The 17,152-nt window shown below is 70.8% G+C and carries 19 protein-coding genes and 1 pseudogene; 14 read left to right on the forward strand and 6 right to left on the reverse strand.

Annotation, left to right across the window (positions count from 1 at the left end; translation table 11 throughout):
* Positions 1 to 518 precede the first annotated feature (518 nt).
* Positions 519 to 1,778 (reverse strand): hypothetical protein, encoded by a 1,260-nt coding sequence (locus ABZ945_RS01590; RefSeq protein ID WP_361262144.1) that lies wholly within the window; start codon positions 1,776 to 1,778, stop codon positions 519 to 521.
* 95 nt (positions 1,779 to 1,873) lie between these two features.
* Positions 1,874 to 2,362: a GNAT family N-acetyltransferase gene (locus tag ABZ945_RS01595; protein ID WP_361262147.1), complete on the reverse strand. Its 489-nt coding sequence runs from the start codon at positions 2,360 to 2,362 to the stop codon at positions 1,874 to 1,876.
* A gap of 87 nt (positions 2,363 to 2,449) precedes the next feature.
* On the opposite strand from ABZ945_RS01595, the gene ABZ945_RS01600 reads away from it, so the two are divergent.
* From ABZ945_RS01600 to ABZ945_RS01625, 6 genes and pseudogenes are all read left to right on the forward strand, one after another.
* On the forward strand, positions 2,450 to 3,247 hold the full coding sequence (locus ABZ945_RS01600; RefSeq protein WP_361262150.1) for an exodeoxyribonuclease III: 798 nt from the start codon (positions 2,450 to 2,452) through the stop codon (positions 3,245 to 3,247).
* Between the two features lie 176 nt (positions 3,248 to 3,423).
* Positions 3,424 to 3,630: a hypothetical protein gene (locus ABZ945_RS01605; protein ID WP_361262153.1), complete on the forward strand. Its 207-nt coding sequence runs from the start codon at positions 3,424 to 3,426 to the stop codon at positions 3,628 to 3,630.
* Complete coding sequence (locus tag ABZ945_RS01610) at positions 3,614 to 4,138, forward strand: DUF6879 family protein (RefSeq protein ID WP_361262156.1); 525 nt, start codon at positions 3,614 to 3,616, stop codon at positions 4,136 to 4,138. Before ABZ945_RS01605 ends, ABZ945_RS01610 begins: the two co-directional genes overlap by 17 nt.
* Positions 4,128 to 4,976: a helix-turn-helix transcriptional regulator gene (locus ABZ945_RS01615; protein WP_361262159.1), complete on the forward strand. Its 849-nt coding sequence runs from the start codon at positions 4,128 to 4,130 to the stop codon at positions 4,974 to 4,976. The genes ABZ945_RS01610 and ABZ945_RS01615 overlap by 11 nt, the downstream gene beginning before the upstream one ends.
* Before the next feature lie 152 nt (positions 4,977 to 5,128).
* Positions 5,129 to 5,356: a DUF397 domain-containing protein gene (locus tag ABZ945_RS01620; protein WP_361262162.1), complete on the forward strand. Its 228-nt coding sequence runs from the start codon at positions 5,129 to 5,131 to the stop codon at positions 5,354 to 5,356.
* Between the two features lie 562 nt (positions 5,357 to 5,918).
* Positions 5,919 to 6,008: pseudogene (locus ABZ945_RS01625) on the forward strand (exodeoxyribonuclease III); the annotation flags it as partial.
* A gap of 87 nt (positions 6,009 to 6,095) precedes the next feature.
* Here the strand turns inward: ABZ945_RS01625 and ABZ945_RS01630 are convergent.
* A complete protein-coding gene (locus tag ABZ945_RS01630) occupies positions 6,096 to 6,707 on the reverse strand; it encodes a MerR family transcriptional regulator (RefSeq protein ID WP_361262894.1) in 612 nt (203 codons plus the stop codon).
* A gap of 296 nt (positions 6,708 to 7,003) precedes the next feature.
* Between ABZ945_RS01630 and ABZ945_RS01635 the strand changes: the two genes are divergently transcribed.
* The 5 genes from ABZ945_RS01635 (at position 7,004) to ABZ945_RS01655 (ending at position 12,849) form a co-directional block, all read left to right on the forward strand.
* Positions 7,004 to 8,539 (forward strand): NAD(P)/FAD-dependent oxidoreductase, encoded by a 1,536-nt coding sequence (locus tag ABZ945_RS01635; RefSeq protein ID WP_361262897.1) that lies wholly within the window; start codon positions 7,004 to 7,006, stop codon positions 8,537 to 8,539.
* Positions 8,539 to 9,417: an alpha/beta fold hydrolase gene (locus ABZ945_RS01640; protein WP_361262165.1), complete on the forward strand. Its 879-nt coding sequence runs from the start codon at positions 8,539 to 8,541 to the stop codon at positions 9,415 to 9,417. Before ABZ945_RS01635 ends, ABZ945_RS01640 begins: the two co-directional genes overlap by 1 nt.
* Positions 9,414 to 10,322, forward strand: coding sequence for an SDR family oxidoreductase (locus tag ABZ945_RS01645; RefSeq protein ID WP_361262168.1), 909 nt, complete (start codon positions 9,414 to 9,416; stop codon positions 10,320 to 10,322). Before ABZ945_RS01640 ends, ABZ945_RS01645 begins: the two co-directional genes overlap by 4 nt.
* Positions 10,323 to 10,418: 96 nt before the next feature.
* On the forward strand, positions 10,419 to 10,634 hold the full coding sequence (locus ABZ945_RS01650; RefSeq protein ID WP_361262171.1) for a hypothetical protein: 216 nt from the start codon (positions 10,419 to 10,421) through the stop codon (positions 10,632 to 10,634).
* Between the two features lie 217 nt (positions 10,635 to 10,851).
* Positions 10,852 to 12,849, forward strand: coding sequence for a hypothetical protein (locus ABZ945_RS01655; RefSeq protein WP_361262174.1), 1,998 nt, complete (start codon positions 10,852 to 10,854; stop codon positions 12,847 to 12,849).
* A gap of 56 nt (positions 12,850 to 12,905) precedes the next feature.
* Here the strand turns inward: ABZ945_RS01655 and ABZ945_RS01660 are convergent, their stop codons facing one another.
* The 3 genes from ABZ945_RS01660 to ABZ945_RS01670 all read right to left on the reverse strand — a co-directional run bounded on the left by ABZ945_RS01660 (position 12,906) and on the right by ABZ945_RS01670 (position 15,113).
* A complete protein-coding gene (locus tag ABZ945_RS01660; protein ID WP_361262177.1) occupies positions 12,906 to 13,178 on the reverse strand; it encodes a DUF397 domain-containing protein in 273 nt (90 codons plus the stop codon).
* The gene (locus ABZ945_RS01665; RefSeq protein WP_361262180.1) at positions 13,175 to 14,080 is read right to left on the reverse strand and encodes a helix-turn-helix transcriptional regulator; all 906 of its coding nucleotides are present in this window, start codon (positions 14,078 to 14,080) and stop codon (positions 13,175 to 13,177) included. The genes ABZ945_RS01660 and ABZ945_RS01665 overlap by 4 nt, the downstream gene beginning before the upstream one ends.
* A 148-nt stretch (positions 14,081 to 14,228) precedes the next feature.
* Positions 14,229 to 15,113 (reverse strand): aldo/keto reductase, encoded by an 885-nt coding sequence (locus tag ABZ945_RS01670; RefSeq protein WP_361262183.1) that lies wholly within the window; start codon positions 15,111 to 15,113, stop codon positions 14,229 to 14,231.
* A 94-nt stretch (positions 15,114 to 15,207) separates the two neighbouring features.
* On the opposite strand from ABZ945_RS01670, the gene ABZ945_RS01675 reads away from it, so the two are divergent.
* The 3 genes from ABZ945_RS01675 to ABZ945_RS01685 all read left to right on the forward strand — a co-directional run bounded on the left by ABZ945_RS01675 (position 15,208) and on the right by ABZ945_RS01685 (position 17,112).
* On the forward strand, positions 15,208 to 16,392 hold the full coding sequence (locus tag ABZ945_RS01675) for an alpha/beta hydrolase (RefSeq protein ID WP_361262186.1): 1,185 nt from the start codon (positions 15,208 to 15,210) through the stop codon (positions 16,390 to 16,392).
* Between the two features lie 64 nt (positions 16,393 to 16,456).
* A complete protein-coding gene (locus ABZ945_RS01680) occupies positions 16,457 to 16,723 on the forward strand; it encodes a hypothetical protein (RefSeq protein ID WP_361262188.1) in 267 nt (88 codons plus the stop codon).
* Positions 16,720 to 17,112 (forward strand): PIN domain-containing protein, encoded by a 393-nt coding sequence (locus ABZ945_RS01685; protein WP_361262191.1) that lies wholly within the window; start codon positions 16,720 to 16,722, stop codon positions 17,110 to 17,112. Before ABZ945_RS01680 ends, ABZ945_RS01685 begins: the two co-directional genes overlap by 4 nt.
* Positions 17,113 to 17,152: the final 40 nt, after the last annotated feature.

Genomic DNA, 17,152 nt, shown 5'->3' on the forward strand with positions numbered 1-17,152 from the left:
CAGGAACCGCAGCGGGCTCCGGTGATCCGGCAGGCCCGGGGACTCGTAAGGGACCCGGCGCGCGCCTTCGGGCAGGTCTGGTCCACGTATCATCTCGGCCGTCCTTGCGTGGGATCGAGGGGCGTCAGCGAATGCTCCGGCTGCGGTACTGCATGCGCCGTACGCAAGAAAATGCCATACGGCCGAAGGGCCGTACGGCGTGAGGTCGCAATGCGCCAACGAAAGTGACGACGTCGAGCCCTTCGCCTGGGCGTATCGCCATCCGCTCGGCCTCATCAGGTAAGCCGGAGCGAGCTTCCTGGCCGAGTGCGCCGGCTGACTGCATGTTTGTTGGGGAACGATCACTCGCCCCGCGGGAAAGGGTCTTCAAAGGGATGAGTAGCGCCTGATCAGAGACGCTCGTGAACACCCCACAGACGTCAAAGCCCCCAGCGGGTTCTCCCGGCGGGGGCTTTGTGCTGTTGCCGTACAACAGCGATGGACAGCCGACGACCGGCCGGGGTCGTGGTGATCACGGACTAAGCGGTCGCCTTCCGCAGCGTGATATCGGCCGCGCGTTCCCGCAGCTCCCGTGCGGCCGGGACGCGATGCGACCGCAGCCCCCGCGTCAGGACCTCGAAGTGCTCATCGGCACGAGACGACGACAGCCCCTCGTAGTCATCCAGGAAGCGCCCCCAGGTCTCAACGCCCGCGTCCATGTGACCCATCTCCATCTGCCGCTGAGCAAGGAGACCGGTGGCGTGCGCCCGGCCTTGCCGCTCGACGGGCGGGCGTACGCGATCGCTGTCCTGCATCGCCCGGACGGACGCGGGCACATCTCCCAGCGCGTAGGTCACGCTGGACACGTGGAAGTGGTACGCGGCCAGGTCGTAGCCGCCCAGGTGGTCGCGGCGGTCGTCCGCCCGGGACAGAGCCGCCTCGGTCTCTCGCAGCCGGGCGAACGCCTGCCGGCGGTCGCCGACCAGAGCCGCGCCGTGCGCCTGCTGTCCCGCGAGGAAGGCATGAAGCCGCGGCCCGCCGGCCGGTGCCGCCTCCGCGGCGCTGTCGGCCAGCTCCAGGGCCCGGCGGCCGTGCTTCAGGTTGGCCGCTTGCAGTGCCATCCCGCGTAGCGTCCGGCAGTACGTGACGTGGTCCTCGGCGGTGCCGGCCAGCTCCAGAGCCCGGAGGTAGTAGCGCTGCCCGAGCCCGTGGTCGCGCTCGTACATCGCCATCCAGCCCGTCAGATAGACCAGATCAGCCGCGGCGGCCAGCATGCCCCGCCGCACCGGCCCGCTCGCGCTCGCCCGAAGCCAGGGGCCGACGGTGTTCACCAGGAAGGCGGCGGCCATCGGTCGATCGTGGGCACCGCCCAACTCGTCCAGGATTCCGGCGATGCGCTCCGTCATGGTGCGAACCGTGGCCACCTCGCCCGGGCCGATGCGCGTCGTACGCCCGGTTGCCGCCGAGTCCGTCTGCTCGGCCAGATCGCGGAACAAGGGGACGGGTAAGGCCGCCGAGTACAGCGACGCGGCCAGCACCGTTCGTCGTGCGGGGTCCATGTCCGCCCTTCCGGTAGACACCAGTCCTTCGACAGTGTCCTCGGCACCCGGCGCCGCCGGTCCCGATCCGGCCACGGGCGAGGGCCATCCCACCTCCGCGTACGTCACCGGCCGCCCCAGACGACGCGCCAGCGCCTCCAGCGCCAGGGGCCGAACGCTCCTCCTCGGCACGGTGCCGCCCAGCCACGTGGACACATGGTGCTTGTCGCACCCGCCCGGTTGCCCCGCCTCCCTGGCCACGCGGTAGTACTCGCACCAACGACGGGGCCGTCGAAGCCGAGCCTCTCCGTCGGCGCACCGGTCACGGTCACGAGGACCAGGACGCCGCCGAGCGGTCAGGGCGCTGGGGTGAGGGCCTTGGCGAAGCAGCGGCTGCTGTCGTAGTGGCGGTAGTAGCCGAACTTGGCGCAGGGGGCGTAGCCGCTGGAGGTGTAGAGGGCGATGGCCTCGGGCTGCATGTCGCCGGTCTCCAGCACCATGCGGGTGCGGCCGGCGGCGCGGGCGTCGTCCTCCAGGGCGGCGAGGACGCGGCGGGCCAGGCCCAGGCCGCGCGCCTCGGGGATGACGTACATGCGCTTCAGCTCGGCGTCCCCGTCGGCGTACCCCTCGTCGTTGCGGTCCTGGGTGCGCCAGCCGCCGGTCGCCACGGGGCGGTCCAGGTGGTCGTAGGTGATGAGGAACAGGCCTTGGGGCGGGCGGAACATCATCGGGTCGAGGAAGGTGAGGTCGCCGCCGTCGCCGTAGCGCTCCATGTATTCGAGCTGGACCTCGTCGTTGAGCTTGCGGGCGTCGGGGTGGTCGAACGGCGTGGGGCGAACATGCATGCCCGCATGCTACGGGGGAGGGGAGGGCCTGGCCTGGGGCGAAGGTCCTGAGGTCGGGTGCCTGGTGGGGGCGGGTAGGGTGCCGGGATGCTCACCGTGACGACCGTGAATGTGAACGGGCTGCGCGCCGCCGCCAAGAAGGGGTACGTGGAGTGGCTGGCCGGCAGCTCCGCCGACGCCGTCTGCCTGCAGGAGGTACGGGCCGAGGAGGCCCAGCTCGCGGAGGAGGTGCGGGCGCCGGAGGGGTGGTATGTGACGTATGCGCCGAGTGCGGTGAAGGGGCGGGCGGGGGTGGCGCTGCTCACCCGGCGGGAGCCGGACGCGGTGCGGGTCGGCTTCGGGTCGGCGGAGTTCGACGCGAGCGGGCGCTATGTGGAGGCGGATCTGCCGGGGGTGACGGTGGCCAGTCTCTATCTGCCGTCGGGTGAGGTCGGGACCGAGCGGCAGGACGAGAAGATGCGGTTTATGGAGGAGTTTCTGCCGTATCTGGAGGAGTTGCGGGGGCGGGCTGCGGGGGAGGGGCGCGAGGTGGTGGTGTGCGGGGACTGGAACATCGCGCACCGGGAGGTGGATCTGAAGAATTGGCGGGGGAATCGGAAGAGCAGCGGATTCCTGCCGGAGGAGCGGGAGTGGCTGGGGCGGGTGTACGAGGACGCCGGGTATGTGGATGTGGTGCGGGCGCTGCATCCGGAGGGGGAGGGGCCGTACTCCTGGTGGTCGTACCGGGGGCGGGCCTTCGACAACGATTCGGGGTGGCGGATCGATCTCCAGGTGGCGACCCCGGGGCTGGCCGAGCGTGCGGTGAAGGCGTATGTGGAGCGGGCCGTCAGGCATGAGGACCGATGGTCAGATCACGCCCCTGTGACGTGCGTTTTCGACGTGTAGAACCCAGCCCCTCGGCCTTGTCGGCCGAGGGGCTGGGTCCTGGTCGAGCGACTGCTGCGGCCTGGCTTTACCCGACTACGCCAATATTGGCGTTGCCGCATGGACGCCCAACTCCTATGCCTCGTAACGTTCTTCTCGACCGGCCCGCACGGGTCCGGACCGAGGGGGTTTTCATCATGGCTCGTGAGGAACTGACCCGTCTCACCGGCAACGGAAGCGGCAACTGCGACAACAAGGATTGCCCGAACGTGTACCGGGCCGCTGACGGCTCGTTCGTCGTCCAGGGGACCGCGGACACCACGTTCCAGCCGCCGGGTGGCGAGGGGTTGGTGCGCATCCCGGAACGCGTGCTGAGGGAGGCCGTTCGTGCTCTTGGATGGTGACGAGTGGGGCCGGTACTTCGACTCCTTCACGCAGGACGCATGGCGGTTCGAAGCGCAGCCGACGTACACCATGCCGTCCGAGCAAGAGAACATCGCGCGATTCCTCCGGGGCGAGCCCAAGCCCGAGCAACACAATGCCGCCTGGCACGAGGACGTGCGCACCTACAAGGCGACGGGCCGGACCATCGGCCGTGTGAGGGTCGTTCGGCAGCCGTTGACGGAATACCAGCGATACCAGTTCGCCTGGGGAATTCCCGGCAATATTGCGGCGGGGGAGGACATTCGGATACTCGACGTGACACAGGAAGGCTTCGCTCTTCCGCTCACGGGCCAGGACTGGTGGATGTTCGATGACTCAAAGCTTGTGTATCTGAACTTCCGTCCGGACGGTACACAGATCAACCGCGAGACATTCGACGGCGACCTGACCCCGTACAGAAAGTGGCGGCGCATTGCGGTTGAGCGTTCGGTGCCTTTCGAGGAGTACGTGAAGGGCCTTGAGGCTTGAGCCTGAAAGGCTAGGTCAGTCCAGATCAGATCTGGCCGAAGCGCTGCGCGCGGAGCGACGGCGGGCCGGTCTCAGTCAGACCGCGCTCGCCAGGCGCTGCAACATGTCCCAAACCAAGATCAGTAACATTGAGAGTCGGAAGCTCACCCCGACCATCATTGATGTCGAGCTAATTCTTGAAGCGCTGGCCTCGGATGGCGGGCTGGCTCAAGAGATAATGGCTCTCGCCCGTTCGGCCAACATCGAATGGCAAGACGACTGGTCCTCACGGAAGCGCGGACTCGACAAGAAACAGAACGAGCTGGCGCGACTGGAAACGGTGACGACCGAGTTTCGCTTTTTTCTGCCGACTATGATTACTGGTCTGCTGGCCACGCCGGAGTACGTTCGTGCGAGTCTGTCCCGCAATGCCGGCGACATGAGTAAGACGGTGTCGAAGAAGCTGGAACGGCAAAGGGTCCTTCTGGAGCCCTCCAAGCGGTTCACGTTCATTCTCACGGAGCAGGCCCTCAAGTGGCCCATCCTCTCGCCCGTCGAAATGGCCATGCAGCTCGACCGGGTTGCGTCTGTGTCTCGCATCCCCACGGTCCGCATCGGAATCATTCCCAGTGGGTTGACTGGTCCGGTCGGGGTCAACCCCCTCAGCGTGTTCACGGTGTACGACCGTCGACTGGCCACCGTCGAGACCCCAACCGGTGCCCTCATGCTCCGTGATAACCGAGATATCTCGGAACTCCGCGAACACTTCGACCGATATGAAGAACTAGCCGTGTTCGGCGATACCTGTCGCGAACTCCTCGGCGAGTGGGCAATGATCTTTACCCGACGACACCAATAAGCCGTGACTGCTCCCGCCCGTCGGGGATTAGCTCGGTGTCGAGCAGCGGGAGGCGGTAGCTACCCGCTGGAACCAGGAGACTTCCGCCCTGCATCACCGGGGTGGTGGACGGCTCTGCTCTGGGCCGTTCTCACGACCAGGAAGGCACTTCAATGACCGACCTGTACGCAGTCCTCGTAGCCGAGACCGTCATGGTCAACAAGGCATGCGGCGGCAACACCCACCCCGACGGGGAGTCGTGCGTGACCCTCGCGCAGATCGGCCCGGACGCGTGGGCCCTCGGCGACAGCAAGCGTCCCGACATGACGCCGCTGCGCTTCACCAAGGCGGAGCTGGACGCGGCGGGTATCGACCCGGCCCGCTTCACGGTCACCGCCTGATCTGGCTCCAGTCGGCCCCGGCTCGTCCCTTCGGAGCGGTCCGGGTCCGGCTGGCTCCCCATCGCGCGACGCCAAAGACAGGAAGTCGAGTTGCACCACCACGGATACGTGTGGCTGGGGGACAAGTTGCAGTTCGACAACGAGGGGCACAGGCGACCGCCGCACCCTGCCCCGCCGCCCCCGCCAATGAGCGACGAGGACACAGACGGGATCAAACTCAACCAGCGGTACCGGACGGCTGCGGACGATTTTCGCACCGGCGCGTTGCCTCCGACGCAAACAGCGCATTGGTTGATGAAACCGCCTCGGCTCATCAGGGGTACGTGGGATGATCCGAAGCAAGCGGTCGAATGGCTGGGGCGGCAACTTACCGAGCACGCCCCACGGTTCCGATCAACGAGTGACCAGGACAGTACGTCGCTGGCATTCCATGTCTCGGAGGCGGCCGAGCGCCTGGCGTGGGGTGGTGACGTGTCCCTCGGCTTCTATACGGGGCAGACACAGTTCCTCAGCCTGGCATTGGTCAGTTGCCCCAACGCCGCGGATCCCTCATTGCGGTGTCCAGCCGGTCAAGGCGTATGTGGAGCGGGCCGCGAGTCATGGGGAGCGGTGGAGTGATCATGCGCCGGTGACGGCGGTGTACGGGGACTGACCGGGACCGGGGCTGGTCAGTGGCGGTGCCCGGGGCTGAGCAGGGCTGGTCAGCGGCGGTGTACGGGGACTGAGTCGGAAGGGTCGGTCAGCCCTCGCGGAGGCGGCGGTCGAGGGCCATGGAGAGTTCGGCGTCGACCACACTCTTGGCGAGGGGGCGGAGGCGGTCGGCGTCGGTGCCGGTGCCCTTGTGCTCGTGGAGGAGGTCGGTGAAGAGGCTGGCAAGGGCGTCGGCGTGTTCGCGGACGCGGCCGGCGGCGGCGAGCACGGCGGCGAGCGGCACCCCTTCGCGTACGAGGGCGGAGGAGACGTCCAGCAGGCGACGGCTGACGTGCACGATCTCCTCGCCGTCGGTGGCGAGGTAGCCGAGGTCCAGGGCGGCGGCCAGGTTCTCCGGGGTGACCTGGTCGCCGAAGTGGTCGGCCAGTTCCTCGGGGGTGAGGCGGACGGGTTCCTCCTCGGTCGGCTCGCCGAGACCCAGTACCTCGCCTACGTCGCGGCCGCTCTCGAAGGCGGTGGCGAGGTCGGCGATGCCGTTGAGGGTGTGGCCGCGCTCCAGCAGGGCCGCGATGGTGCGCAGCCGGGCCAGATGGTGGTCGTCGTACCAGGCGATCCGGCCCTCCCGGCGGGGCGGCGGGATCAGTCCGCGCTCGCGGTAGAAGCGCAGCGTACGGGCGGTGATGCCAGCGGCCTCCGCCAGCTCCTCGGCCCGGTACTCACGCCCGGGGGGCTTGGAGGCTGGGCTTGCGTCCCCGGTTTCCTCCTTGGGCCGTCCGTCGTGGGCCCTGGTTCTCGTCCGCTCGTTCGCCACGCCGACAACCCTATGTTGTACCGCCGGTAACTTTGTCGGTCGCACCCCTACCGCTCGGTATGTGACTGCTCTACGCTCCCGACCAGAGACCTTGCCAGTGATTGCTGGCAAGGTCGTGTGCGCCGATGGCGGCGAGGTCGGTGTGGACGGTCGATGCGGTCGATGCGGATGTGGAGGCGGTGGCGATGAGCCAGCACGAGCACGTACGAGTGGCGGTGATCGGGTCGGGGTTCGGCGGGCTGGGCGCCGCCGTCCGGATGCGCCGCGAGGGGATCACCGACTTCGTCGTCCTGGAACGGGCCGACTCGGTGGGCGGCACCTGGCGGGACAACAGCTATCCGGGCTGCGCCTGCGACGTCCCCTCCCACCTCTACTCCTTCTCCTTCGCGCCCAACCCTGACTGGCCGCGCACCTTCTCCGGGCAGCGGCACATCCGCGCGTATCTGGAGCATGTCACCGACACCTTCGGGCTCCGGCCCCATCTGCGGCTCGGGCACGAGGTGCTGGGGATGCGCTGGGACCGCGAGGAGCTGCGCTGGGAGATCGAGACCTCGCGCGGGCGGTTCACCGCGCAGGCGGTCGTCTCCGCCACCGGGCCGCTGTCGGACCCGAAGATCCCGGACGTGCCGGGGCTGGACGGCTTCCGCGAGGCGGGCGGACGGGTGTTCCACTCGGCGCGCTGGGACCATGACTACGACCTCGCGGGCAAGCGGGTCGCCATGATCGGGACCGGCGCCTCGGCGATTCAGATCGTGCCGGCGGTGCAGCCGGCGGTGCGGAAGCTGACGCTGTTCCAGCGCACCCCGGCCTGGGTGATGCCGCGCATGGACCGGGCCATCAGCGGCCCCGAGCGCTGGCTGCACCGCCGGCTCCCGCTCACCGCCACCGCCCGGCGCGGGCTGCTCTGGGGCATCCGCGAACTCCAGGTCAGCGCCTTCACCAAGCGGCCCGAGCGGCTCGGCCTGGTCGAGTCGCTGGCCAAGGCGAACATGGCCAAGGCGATCAAGGACCCGGAGCTGCGGGCCAAGCTGACCCCGTCCTACCGCATCGGCTGCAAGCGGATCCTGCTGTCGAGCGAGTTCTACCCGGCCCTCGCCCAGCCCAATGTGGACGTGGTGGCCTCCGGGCTGTCGGAGATCCGTGGGCGTACGGCGGTGGCCGCCGACGGCACCGAGGCCGAGGTGGACGCGATCGTCTTTGGCACCGGCTTCCATGTGACGGACATGCCGATCGCGGCCCGGGTCACCGGGGCGGACGGGATCACGCTCGCCGAGGCGTGGAAGGACAGTATGGAGGCGCTACGCGGCGCTACCGCGGCCGGCTTCCCCAACTGGATGACGATCATCGGCCCGAACACCGGGCTGGGGAACTCGTCGATGATTCTGATGATCGAGTCGCAGCTGAACTACATGGCCGACTATCTGCGGCAGCTCGGGCTGCTGGGGGAGCGGGCGGCGCTGGATCCGCGCCCGTCGGCCGTCTCCGCCTGGAACCGGCGGGTGCAGTCCCGGATGGAGCGCACGGTGTGGAAGGCCGGCGGCTGCGACTCCTGGTACCTGGACGCCAACGGGCGCAACACGACCCTGTGGCCGGGGACGACGAGTGAGTTCCGGCGGGCGACCAAGGCGGTGGACCTGGCGGAGTACGAGATCGTGCGCCCGCCCCGGGCCGTAGCGCAGCGGATCGACAAGACGGCGAAGACGGCGAAGGAGGCGGTGTGATGCGGGTGGTGTCGGCGGACGGGACGGAGCTGTACGCCCGGGTGCACGGGCCCGAGGGGGCCCCGGCCGTCGTGCTCGCGCACGGCTGGACCTGCTCCACGGAGTTCTGGAACGCGCAGGTACGGGAGCTGGCCGCCGATCACCGGGTGGTCCTCTACGACCAGCGCGGCCACGGCCGCAGCCCGGCCGCGGGGCCCGGCGGCTACTCCACCGAGGCGCTCGCCGACGACCTGGAGGCGGTGCTCGCCGCCACCCTCGCCCCCGGCGAGAAGGCGGTGCTGGCCGGGCACTCCATGGGCGGGATGACCATCATGGCGGCGGCCACCCGGCCCCGGGTGCGCGAGCACGCCGCCGCCGTACTGCTGTGCAGCACCGGGGCGTCGAAGCTGGTGGACGAGTCGCTGGTGCTGCCGCTGCGGGCCGGGGCGCTGCGCACCCGGCTGACCGCCGCCGTACTGGGCGCCAGCGCCCCGCTCGGCCCGGTCACACCGGTGTCCCGCGCCATCCTCAAGTACGCGACCATGGGCCCCGCTTCGGCGCGGGACCGGGTCATCGAGTGCGCCAGGATCGTGCACGCCTGCCCGCGCGGCGCCCGGGTCGCCTGGTCGCATGTGCTGTCCGGGCTGGATGTGGAGGCGAACGTACGGGAGTTGGCGGTGCCCACGGCCGTGATCGCCGGTACGGCCGACCGGTTGACCCCACCCGTACACGCCCGGGCCATCGCCGCCGCGCTGCCGCAGTGCGTCGGGCTGGAGGAGTTGGCCGGGATCGGCCATATGACCCCGATCGAGGCGCCGGACGCGGTGACCGGCCGCATCCGGGAACTGGCCGGCACCTACCTGACGGAGACGGTGAACGTGAAGGAGGGGGCGGCATGAGCTCGCAGCGGAGGGTCGGTCGTCTGGAAGGCCAGGTCGCCGTCGTCACCGGCGGTGCCCGGGGCGTGGGTGAGCTGCTGGCCCGCAAGCTGTCGGCGCGTGGGGCGAAGGTCGCTCTGGTCGGGCTGGAGCCGGACGAGCTGAAGCGGGTCTCCGGGCGGCTGCACAGCGAGAGCGACTGGTGGCACGCCGATGTCACCGACCACGAGGCCATGAGCCGGGTCGCCGCCGAGGTCAAGGAACGCTTCGGCCGGGTGGACATCGTGGTCGCCAACGCGGGCGTGGCGACCGGCGGTCCGCTCACCGAGTCCGACCCGGTCGCCTGGCGCCGGGTCATCGAGGTCAACCTGATCGGCGGCGCCGTGACCGGCCGCGCCTTCCTGCCGGTGCTGCTGGAGAGCCGGGGCTACTTCCTCCAGATCGCCTCGCTCGCCGCGATGACCCCGGCGCCGATGATGACCGCGTACTGCGCCTCCAAGTCGGGCGTGGAGGCGTTCGCGCACAGCCTGCGCGCCGAGGTGGGCTACCGGGGCGTGAAGGTCGGCGTCGGCTATCTGTCCTGGACCGACACCGACATGGTGCGCGGAGCCGACCAGGACGATGTGATGCGGGAGTTGCGGCAGCGGCTGCCCTGGCCGTGCAACCGCACCTACCCGCTGGGCCCGGCCGTGGACCGGATCGTCGCCGGTATCGAACGGCGCTCCGCGCATGTCTACGCCCAGTGGTGGCTGCGCGGGATGCAGTCGGTGCGCGGCTATCTGCCGAGCCTCATCGGCACGGTCGGCGCCCGCGAGGTCCGGCGCTTCGAGGGCCGGCTCTCCGGGATCGGCAAGGGCCTGGTCGGGGCGGGCGGCGAGGCCGACGAGCTGGCGCGTGCGGAGCGTGACGAACCGGTCACCTCTTGATCGAAATGCGCGGTATGCCCGGGCGTGTCAGTCTGATCGAGGCCGGGGACCGGAAGCGGTCCCCGAAGTCCCCACTTCCCTTACAGGAGAGCCTCGATGGGCATCGCAGACCAGTTCAAGGACAAGGCGCAGGACATGAAGGACCAGGCCAAGCGCCAGGGCCAGGACGCCAAGCGGAACGCGCAGCAGCGCCCCGCCAAGGGCGACCGCCCGCAGCGTGACGAGGCCGCGCGCCGGCAGGACCGTCCGATGGACGAGCGCCGGCAGCCGACCGCCATGGCCGCCGACGAGCGCCGCGACCGCCGCGCTTGAGCCGCGCCCGGGCGGGCTTGAGCGCGCCGCCTGAGTGGGGCGCCTTCGGCGCCTGGCTGGGCGACTGCTGACAGCCGCTGAGGGAGGCGCACCCGGGACGCCGGGTGCGCCTTTCGTGTGCGTGTGGTGGGTGGCAGGCTGAGCCGACCAGGGGACGGGGCGGGGGATGGGGATGGGGATGGGGACGGGGGAGATGGGGATGGGGACGGGGGGATGCATGGCGGACGGAACGCTCGCGGTGGTGGACGAGGTGCCTTGGGAGCGGGTGGTGTCCGAGGTGGGGCGGGGTCCGGCTGGGGAGCTGCGGCGCGGCCTGAGGCGGCTGGTGCGCAAGGGGCGGGAGGCCACCGAGGAGGACGCCTGCGAGCCGTTCGACCGGATGTCGTACGGCTACACCGTGCGGGCGACCGGAGAGGGGGCGGCGATGGCGACCATCCTGCTGCCCGTCCTTGTCGCTCTCGCCGGTGACCCGGACCTGGGCTGCCGGACCAGCTTCGTCGACGACTTGGTGGGCCTGTACGAGGAGGTGGCGGAGGCCCGGCCGGAGGACGTGGACGCCGGGTGGCGCGAGGCGTGGGAGCGCCATGCCCCGGCGATCGGGGCGCTGCTCGTGGACCCCGATCCCGCGGCGCGGAGGGCGGCCCTGGGGCTGGCCGGGGGGATCGGCGGGCTGCTGGAGCGGTGGCGGGGGGAGAAGGACCCGGCGGTGCGGCTGACCGTACTGCTCGCCCTCGGGACCGCCGCCGCGGAATCGGAGGACGCCGGGGCGGTGGAGCGGGTACGGGCGGTGGTGGAGGAGGTGCTGCGGACCGGCGCCCCGGTGATGCGGGTCGCGGCCGTGCACGCCTGGGCGGCCTTCGAGCCCCGGGTGGCCGTGGACCGGTCGGATCTGCTGGTGGAGGTGGTCTGCGACCCGGACGTGTGCTTCGGGGACGTCTGGTACGTGCCCGGTGTGGAGGGGGCCTTCACCCGCGAGGATGTGGCCCGCTGGGCGGCGCGGCTCTTCGAGGACGAGCCCCGGACGGAGCTGGCCTTCGCCCTGGGGCTCCTCGCGGAGGCGCGGCGCACCGGGAACGCCCCGGTGTGTCGGGAGGCGCTGGACGCGGTGTGGCAGGTGCTGGTGGTCCTGCCGTCGGCGGCCGCCGCGGTGCTGCCGCTCGCCGGTGAGCTGCTCGCCGACCCGGACGACGGCGTACGGTACCGGGCGGTCCATCTGCTGGCGGTGCTGGGCGCCCAGGCGGCCCCGTATGCCGAGGAGTTGGCCGCGCTGGTGGATGACCCGGGGGAGGCCTGGCTCCTGGAGGGGACCGTCGGTGACCACGCCCGCTGGGCGCTGACCCGCATCGGTGACGAACGGGGGCTGCCGGGGCTGGTGGAGCGGCTGTGCGCGCCGTACCAGGGGCTCTGGTCCCGGGGGTACGTGATGAGCGACCCCCGGCTGCCGGAGGTCGAGGAGGTGCTGGCCCCGTTGGGGAGGTACGCGGAGGTCCTGGCCCCGGCGGTGCGCGCGGCGCTCGTGGAGGGCGGGCCGCTGACCGGTGTGTTCCTCCGCATCCTGGCCGCCTGGGGACCCGCCGCCGCGCCCGCGCTGCCCGAGGTGGTGGCCCTGCTGGGTGACCCTCGGTACGCCTTGCAGGCGGTGGACGCGCTGGTGGCGATGGGGCCGGAAGTGGCGGCGTCCGCCGAGTCGGCCGTACGCGACTGTGCGGTGCTGGACGGGTCTGCCCACCACCACCGGGTGGCCTGGGCCTGCTGGCGGCTGGGGGGTGACCGGGAGACGGCGCTGCGGCTGATCGGTGCGGCGATGTCGGACGCGGAGGAGCCGTACCACGGCCCGTTCCACCTGCTCGGGGACTTCGGGCCGGCGGCCGCGCCGTACGCCGAGCGGGTGCGCCGGGCCATGGAGCACGGCGGCGACTGGGCGCGGCCCAAGGCGGCGGTCGCCCTCTGGTCGATCACCGGTGAGGCGGAGCCCAGCGCGTCCGTCCTGGAGGGGTGCCTCGCCGACGTGGCCGAGGGCGGGGACTTCTACGGCCTCTTCCGCGAGGCGCTGCGGGCCCTGGCCCGGATGGGCACGGTCTCTCCGGAGGCGCGGGAACTGCTGCGTACGGTGCGGGACTCCGACCGCCGGCTGTCCACGTACCGGGACTACCGGGCCTTCCTGGACGACGAGTTGATCCGATCGGCGATCGAAGAGGTGCTGGCGCTGCCGTGAGAGGCGCGCCCGGGATGTGCCGGGCGCGCCTCTCCCTGCCGTGCGGTGTGTACGGGTCAGGCCTGGGCCGCGTAGGCGATGAAGGCCGCCCAGGCGGTGGGGGCCAGGCCGAGCTGCGGTCCGGGGATGTTCTTGGAGTCCCGGACGTGGACGGTGGCGGTGCAGGCGGCGATCTCGACGCAGTCCTCGCCGTCACTGCTGTCGCTGTAACTGCTCTTGAACCAGGCCCGGGGGGCCACCTCGACGCAGTCCTCGCCGTCACTGCTGCTGCTGTAGCTGCTCTTGAACCAGGCGGCGGAGGGAAGATCCGTGGAGGTTTCGCTGCTCATGTCTCTCCCAGCAGTTGCTTGATGAAGGCCACCGACTCTCCCGGAGTGAGAGCCTGGGCCCGGATGATGCCATAGCGCAGTTCGAGGATACGGAGCTGCTTCGGGTCTGACACCGGCCTGCCGTTGGCCCAGCCGTCGGAACGTCCGATGGCCGTGCCGTCCGGGAACTTCAGCACCCCGATGCGCCCGCCCGTCCCCGGATGGTTCGCCCGGTCGGTGGGCATCACCTGGATCTCCACATGGGGCAACTCCGTGAGCACCAGGAGGTGCTGGAGTTGGCGGCGGAGTACGTCGCGATCGCCCACCGGTCGCTCCAGGGTGACCTGCTCCTGGACGAAGCTCAGCTCCGGGGCGGGGGAGCGGGTGAAGATGGACTGGCGGGCGACCCGCGCCGACAGCATCCGCTCCAACTGGTTGGGCGAGTAGGCGGGGCGCCAGGTCTTCAGCAGCGCTCGGGCGTACTCCTCGGTCTGGAGCGCCCCGTACAGGTTGTGGCTCCCGTACGACAGCAGTTCGACCGCCTTGGACTCCAGCTTGGCGAGCTCGCGGACCTTCTTCGGGTACCGCGCCTGCGCCACGTCCTCCTTCATGACGATGATGAGTCCCTGCGCCTTCAGCACCCGGTCGGCCTTGTCGAGGTAGTCGGGGCGCGGGATGCGCGTACCGGCCTCCACCTTGTAGACGTGGTCCTCGCCGTACCCGATGGCCCGGCCGAACTGGATCGCGCTGAACCCGGCCCGCTTGCGGCGCATCCGCAACTGCTTGCCCAGGGCGGCGACCACCGCCACACCCCGTTCGTCCTCCGGGTCGACCTCCCAACCCGGCTCGTCCACCTCCTCGCCCGGCCGTCCCTCCGGCCGCTGCTCCTCCGGCTGCCCGGACCTGTTCGCTTCCTCGGTCATGCGTGCCACCTCCCTGGCGTACCGCCGTTGTCGTCTGCGCCTCGCCCTTCCCGTTCAACGGACCCGGCAGACCGGACGGCACTGGACAAACTCCGGACAACCAATTGGCGCTGGTCGAAGGGGTGTTGAGGAAACGATTCCGTGAATGTCAGGGGGCGGGGTGAGTCGACTCGTCCAGGCGGCGGCGCTGGTCCTCGGTGAGGTGGAGGGCGGCCGCCGCCACGTTCTGCTCCAGGTGGGGGAGGGAGGCGGTGCCGGGGATGGGGAGGATGACGGGGGAGCGGGCGAGCAGCCAGGCGAGGAGGACCTGGGGGGTGGAGGCGCCGAGTTCGGTGGCGATGGCGGCCGCGGTGTCGAGGGCGGCGCTCTGAGCGGGGGTCTCGGCCGTCGCGGCGACCGGGCGCCAGGGGAGGAAGGCGATGCCGGCCGCCTCGCAGGCTTGCAGGACGGGCTCGTGGGCCCGGTCGATGAGGTTGTAGCGGTTCTGGACGCTGGCGATCGGGGCCGTGCGGCGGGCCTCGGCCAGCTCCTCGGCGGTGACCTCGGAGAGGCCGATGTGCCCGATCTTGCCCTGCCGCCGGAGGTCGTCCAGGGCGCCGACCTGCTCGGCGATCGGCACCTTCGGGTCGAGGCGGTGCAGTTGGAGCAGGCCGACGCGCTCGATACGGAGCCTGCGCAGGCCCTCGTCCACCTGCACGCGCAGGCTCTCGGGGCGGGCGTCGTACTCCCCGCCGTCGGGGGTGTGGACGACCCCGACCTTGGTGGTGACCAGCAGGTCGTCGGGGTACGGGTGCAGGGCCTCGGCGAGCAGTTCCTCGTTGGCGCCCCAGCCGTAGAGGTGGGCCGTGTCGATCAGGGTGACGCCCAGTTCGACGGCGCGGCGGGCGACGGCGATGGCTGCCCGCCGGTCGGCCTGCTCCGGCCCGGTCGGCAGGCGCATCGCGCCGAAGCCGAGCCGGTGGACCGGGAGTTCGCCGCCGATGAGGAAGGGCGGGGCGGTGGCGGGGGTGGGGTTCTGCTGGTCTGCGGGCATCGGTTGGTCCTCCGAAGGGTGAGCTGGCGACCCTATGCGATGGCCTCGGTAAATAAGGCCAGGCTGGCCTAAGTTGGGATCTAGGATCATGGTCATGAGGAGATCGATCCGCGCCTTGGCGCTGACGCTGGCCGCACTGACCTTGGCGGCCGCCCCGACCACCCTGTCCGGTACGGCGGTTGCCGCGAGCCCCGGGCCCTCGCCTGCCGGCTCCGGCACCGCCGCGCCCCGGCTCGCCCTGCCGAAGCCGACCGGCGGGTCCGCCGTGGGCCGGGACACGCTGCATCTGGTCGACAAGGGCCGCAAGGACCCCTGGGTGCCCACGGCCGACCGGGAGTTGCTGTTGTCGCTGTACTACCCGGCCAGGGCGGGCACCGGCCGCCCGGCCTCGTATATGACGGTGCCGGAGGCCACGGCGTTGCTCACCGACCGGGGCACGCTGGGGCAGCACGTCACGGCGGAGCAGGTGAGCCGGACCCGTACATACGCCCGGGAGGGCGCCCGGCCGTTGGCGGGCCGCCATCCGCTGGTGGTGCTCTCGCCCGGCTTCACCGTGCCGCGCACCACGCTGACCTCGCTCGCCGAGGAGCTGGCCAGCCGGGGCTATGTGGTCGCGGCCGTGGACCACGCGTACGAGACGGACGGCACCAGCTTCCCGGGCGGGCGGCTGCTGGGCTGCGCCGCCTGCGAGCAGATCTCCTCGATGGAGGAGATGGGCCGGGTGTCGGACGGGCGGGCCAAGGACATCTCGTTCGTGCTGGACCGGCTGACCGGGCCCCGGGCGGTGTGGCGGTACGCGGGGCTGATCGACCCGCGCCGGATCGGTGCCGCCGGGCACTCCATCGGCGGGGCGAGCACGGCGGCGGTGATGGCGGCCGACCGCCGGGTGAAGGCGGGGGTCAACCTCGACGGCACCTTCTTCACCCCGGTGCCGGAGCAGGGGCTCGACGGCCGGCCCTATCTGATGCTCGGCGGCGACCCGGCGCTGCTGCCCCCGGACATCGAGGACCACAGCTGGGAGCAGGCCTGGCAGCGGCTGGACGGCTGGAAGCGGTGGCTGACGGTTACCGGCGCCGGGCACTTCGCCTTCACCGACTGGCCGGTGCTGGGCGAGCAAGCCGGAGACACCGACCCGGACTCCCCGCTCTCCGGCACCCGCTCGCAGCAGATCACCCGCGCCTATGTGGGCGCCTTCTTCGACCACCAGCTGCGCGGCCGCCCGGCCCCGCTCTTCGACGGGCCGAGCGCCGCGAACCCGGAGGTGGTGTTCCAGCCCTGAGGGCCGTTGCCTCAGTCAGGCAAGTTCCTTCCCGCCTTTCGCCATATCGAGATATGGTGTTTGTATGGCTACTAAGAAGGTGACTGTCACTCTCGACGAGTCCCTGGTCGAAGCACTGGCGGACGCGGCCGAGCAGGAAGGAGTGCCGCTCTCCCGGCTTGTCGCAGGGGCGGCTGAGCGGGAACTGCGCCGGCGGGCCGGCCGGGCGGTGGTGCAGGAGTGGCAGGCGGAGCGTGGCGCGTTCACGCCGGATGAGCTCGCCGCCGCCCGCGCGGAGATGGCCGCCGCCGACGCCGAGTATCTGAGTAGTGTGGGGACCTCGGCCGCGTGAGCATCCCCTACCTCTACGACGCCGGTGTGCTGATCGCCATCGACAACGACGACCGGAACATGTGGGCTCGCCACCACCTGGCCCTGGAGGAAGGCCGTGACATCCACGTCCCGTCCGTGGTCGTCAGCCAAGCCTGGCGGAACTCCCGTCGCCAGGTCAGGCTCGGCAAGTTCCTCGCCGGGTGCACGGTCATGCCGGTCGGCCTGGAGACAGCCAAGGCCGCCGGAGTTCTCTGCGGCGAGGCCGGAACCAGTGACGTAGTCGATGCCGCGGTCGTCGTCATGGCGGCCAACTACGGTGCCATCATCTGGACGTCCGATCCGTCGGACATCCGCGTTCTCATCGGCGCCCTGGACATCAAACCCGCCCCCGTCGTCCGCACGGTCTGACCGTCCGGCCTCTGCGTCAGACGGGGGCCTTTCACGCCTG

This window comes from Streptomyces sp. NPDC046887, from assembly GCF_040644755.1.
Classification (GTDB): Bacteria; Actinomycetota; Actinomycetes; order Streptomycetales; family Streptomycetaceae; genus Streptomyces; species Streptomyces lichenis.

What these genes read in the sequence shown, in the direction of transcription:
- ABZ945_RS01595 (WP_361262147.1), bottom strand. Translation starts at nt 2,362, where the DNA reads ATGCATGTTCGCCCCACGCCGTTCGACCACCCCGACGCCCGCAAGCTC.
- ABZ945_RS01600 (WP_361262150.1), top strand. Translation starts at nt 2,450, where the DNA reads ATGCTCACCGTGACGACCGTGAATGTGAACGGGCTGCGCGCCGCCGCC.
- ABZ945_RS01605 (WP_361262153.1), top strand. Translation starts at nt 3,424, where the DNA reads ATGGCTCGTGAGGAACTGACCCGTCTCACCGGCAACGGAAGCGGCAAC.
- ABZ945_RS01620 (WP_361262162.1), top strand. Translation starts at nt 5,129, where the DNA reads ATGACCGACCTGTACGCAGTCCTCGTAGCCGAGACCGTCATGGTCAAC.
- ABZ945_RS01635 (WP_361262897.1), top strand. Translation starts at nt 7,004, where the DNA reads ATGAGCCAGCACGAGCACGTACGAGTGGCGGTGATCGGGTCGGGGTTC.
- ABZ945_RS01640 (WP_361262165.1), top strand. Translation starts at nt 8,539, where the DNA reads ATGCGGGTGGTGTCGGCGGACGGGACGGAGCTGTACGCCCGGGTGCAC.
- ABZ945_RS01645 (WP_361262168.1), top strand. Translation starts at nt 9,414, where the DNA reads ATGAGCTCGCAGCGGAGGGTCGGTCGTCTGGAAGGCCAGGTCGCCGTC.
- ABZ945_RS01650 (WP_361262171.1), top strand. Translation starts at nt 10,419, where the DNA reads ATGGGCATCGCAGACCAGTTCAAGGACAAGGCGCAGGACATGAAGGAC.
- ABZ945_RS01655 (WP_361262174.1), top strand. Translation starts at nt 10,852, where the DNA reads ATGGCGGACGGAACGCTCGCGGTGGTGGACGAGGTGCCTTGGGAGCGG.
- ABZ945_RS01660 (WP_361262177.1), bottom strand. Translation starts at nt 13,178, where the DNA reads ATGAGCAGCGAAACCTCCACGGATCTTCCCTCCGCCGCCTGGTTCAAG.
- ABZ945_RS01665 (WP_361262180.1), bottom strand. Translation starts at nt 14,080, where the DNA reads ATGACCGAGGAAGCGAACAGGTCCGGGCAGCCGGAGGAGCAGCGGCCG.
- ABZ945_RS01670 (WP_361262183.1), bottom strand. Translation starts at nt 15,113, where the DNA reads ATGCCCGCAGACCAGCAGAACCCCACCCCCGCCACCGCCCCGCCCTTC.
- ABZ945_RS01675 (WP_361262186.1), top strand. Translation starts at nt 15,208, where the DNA reads ATGAGGAGATCGATCCGCGCCTTGGCGCTGACGCTGGCCGCACTGACC.
- ABZ945_RS01680 (WP_361262188.1), top strand. Translation starts at nt 16,457, where the DNA reads ATGGCTACTAAGAAGGTGACTGTCACTCTCGACGAGTCCCTGGTCGAA.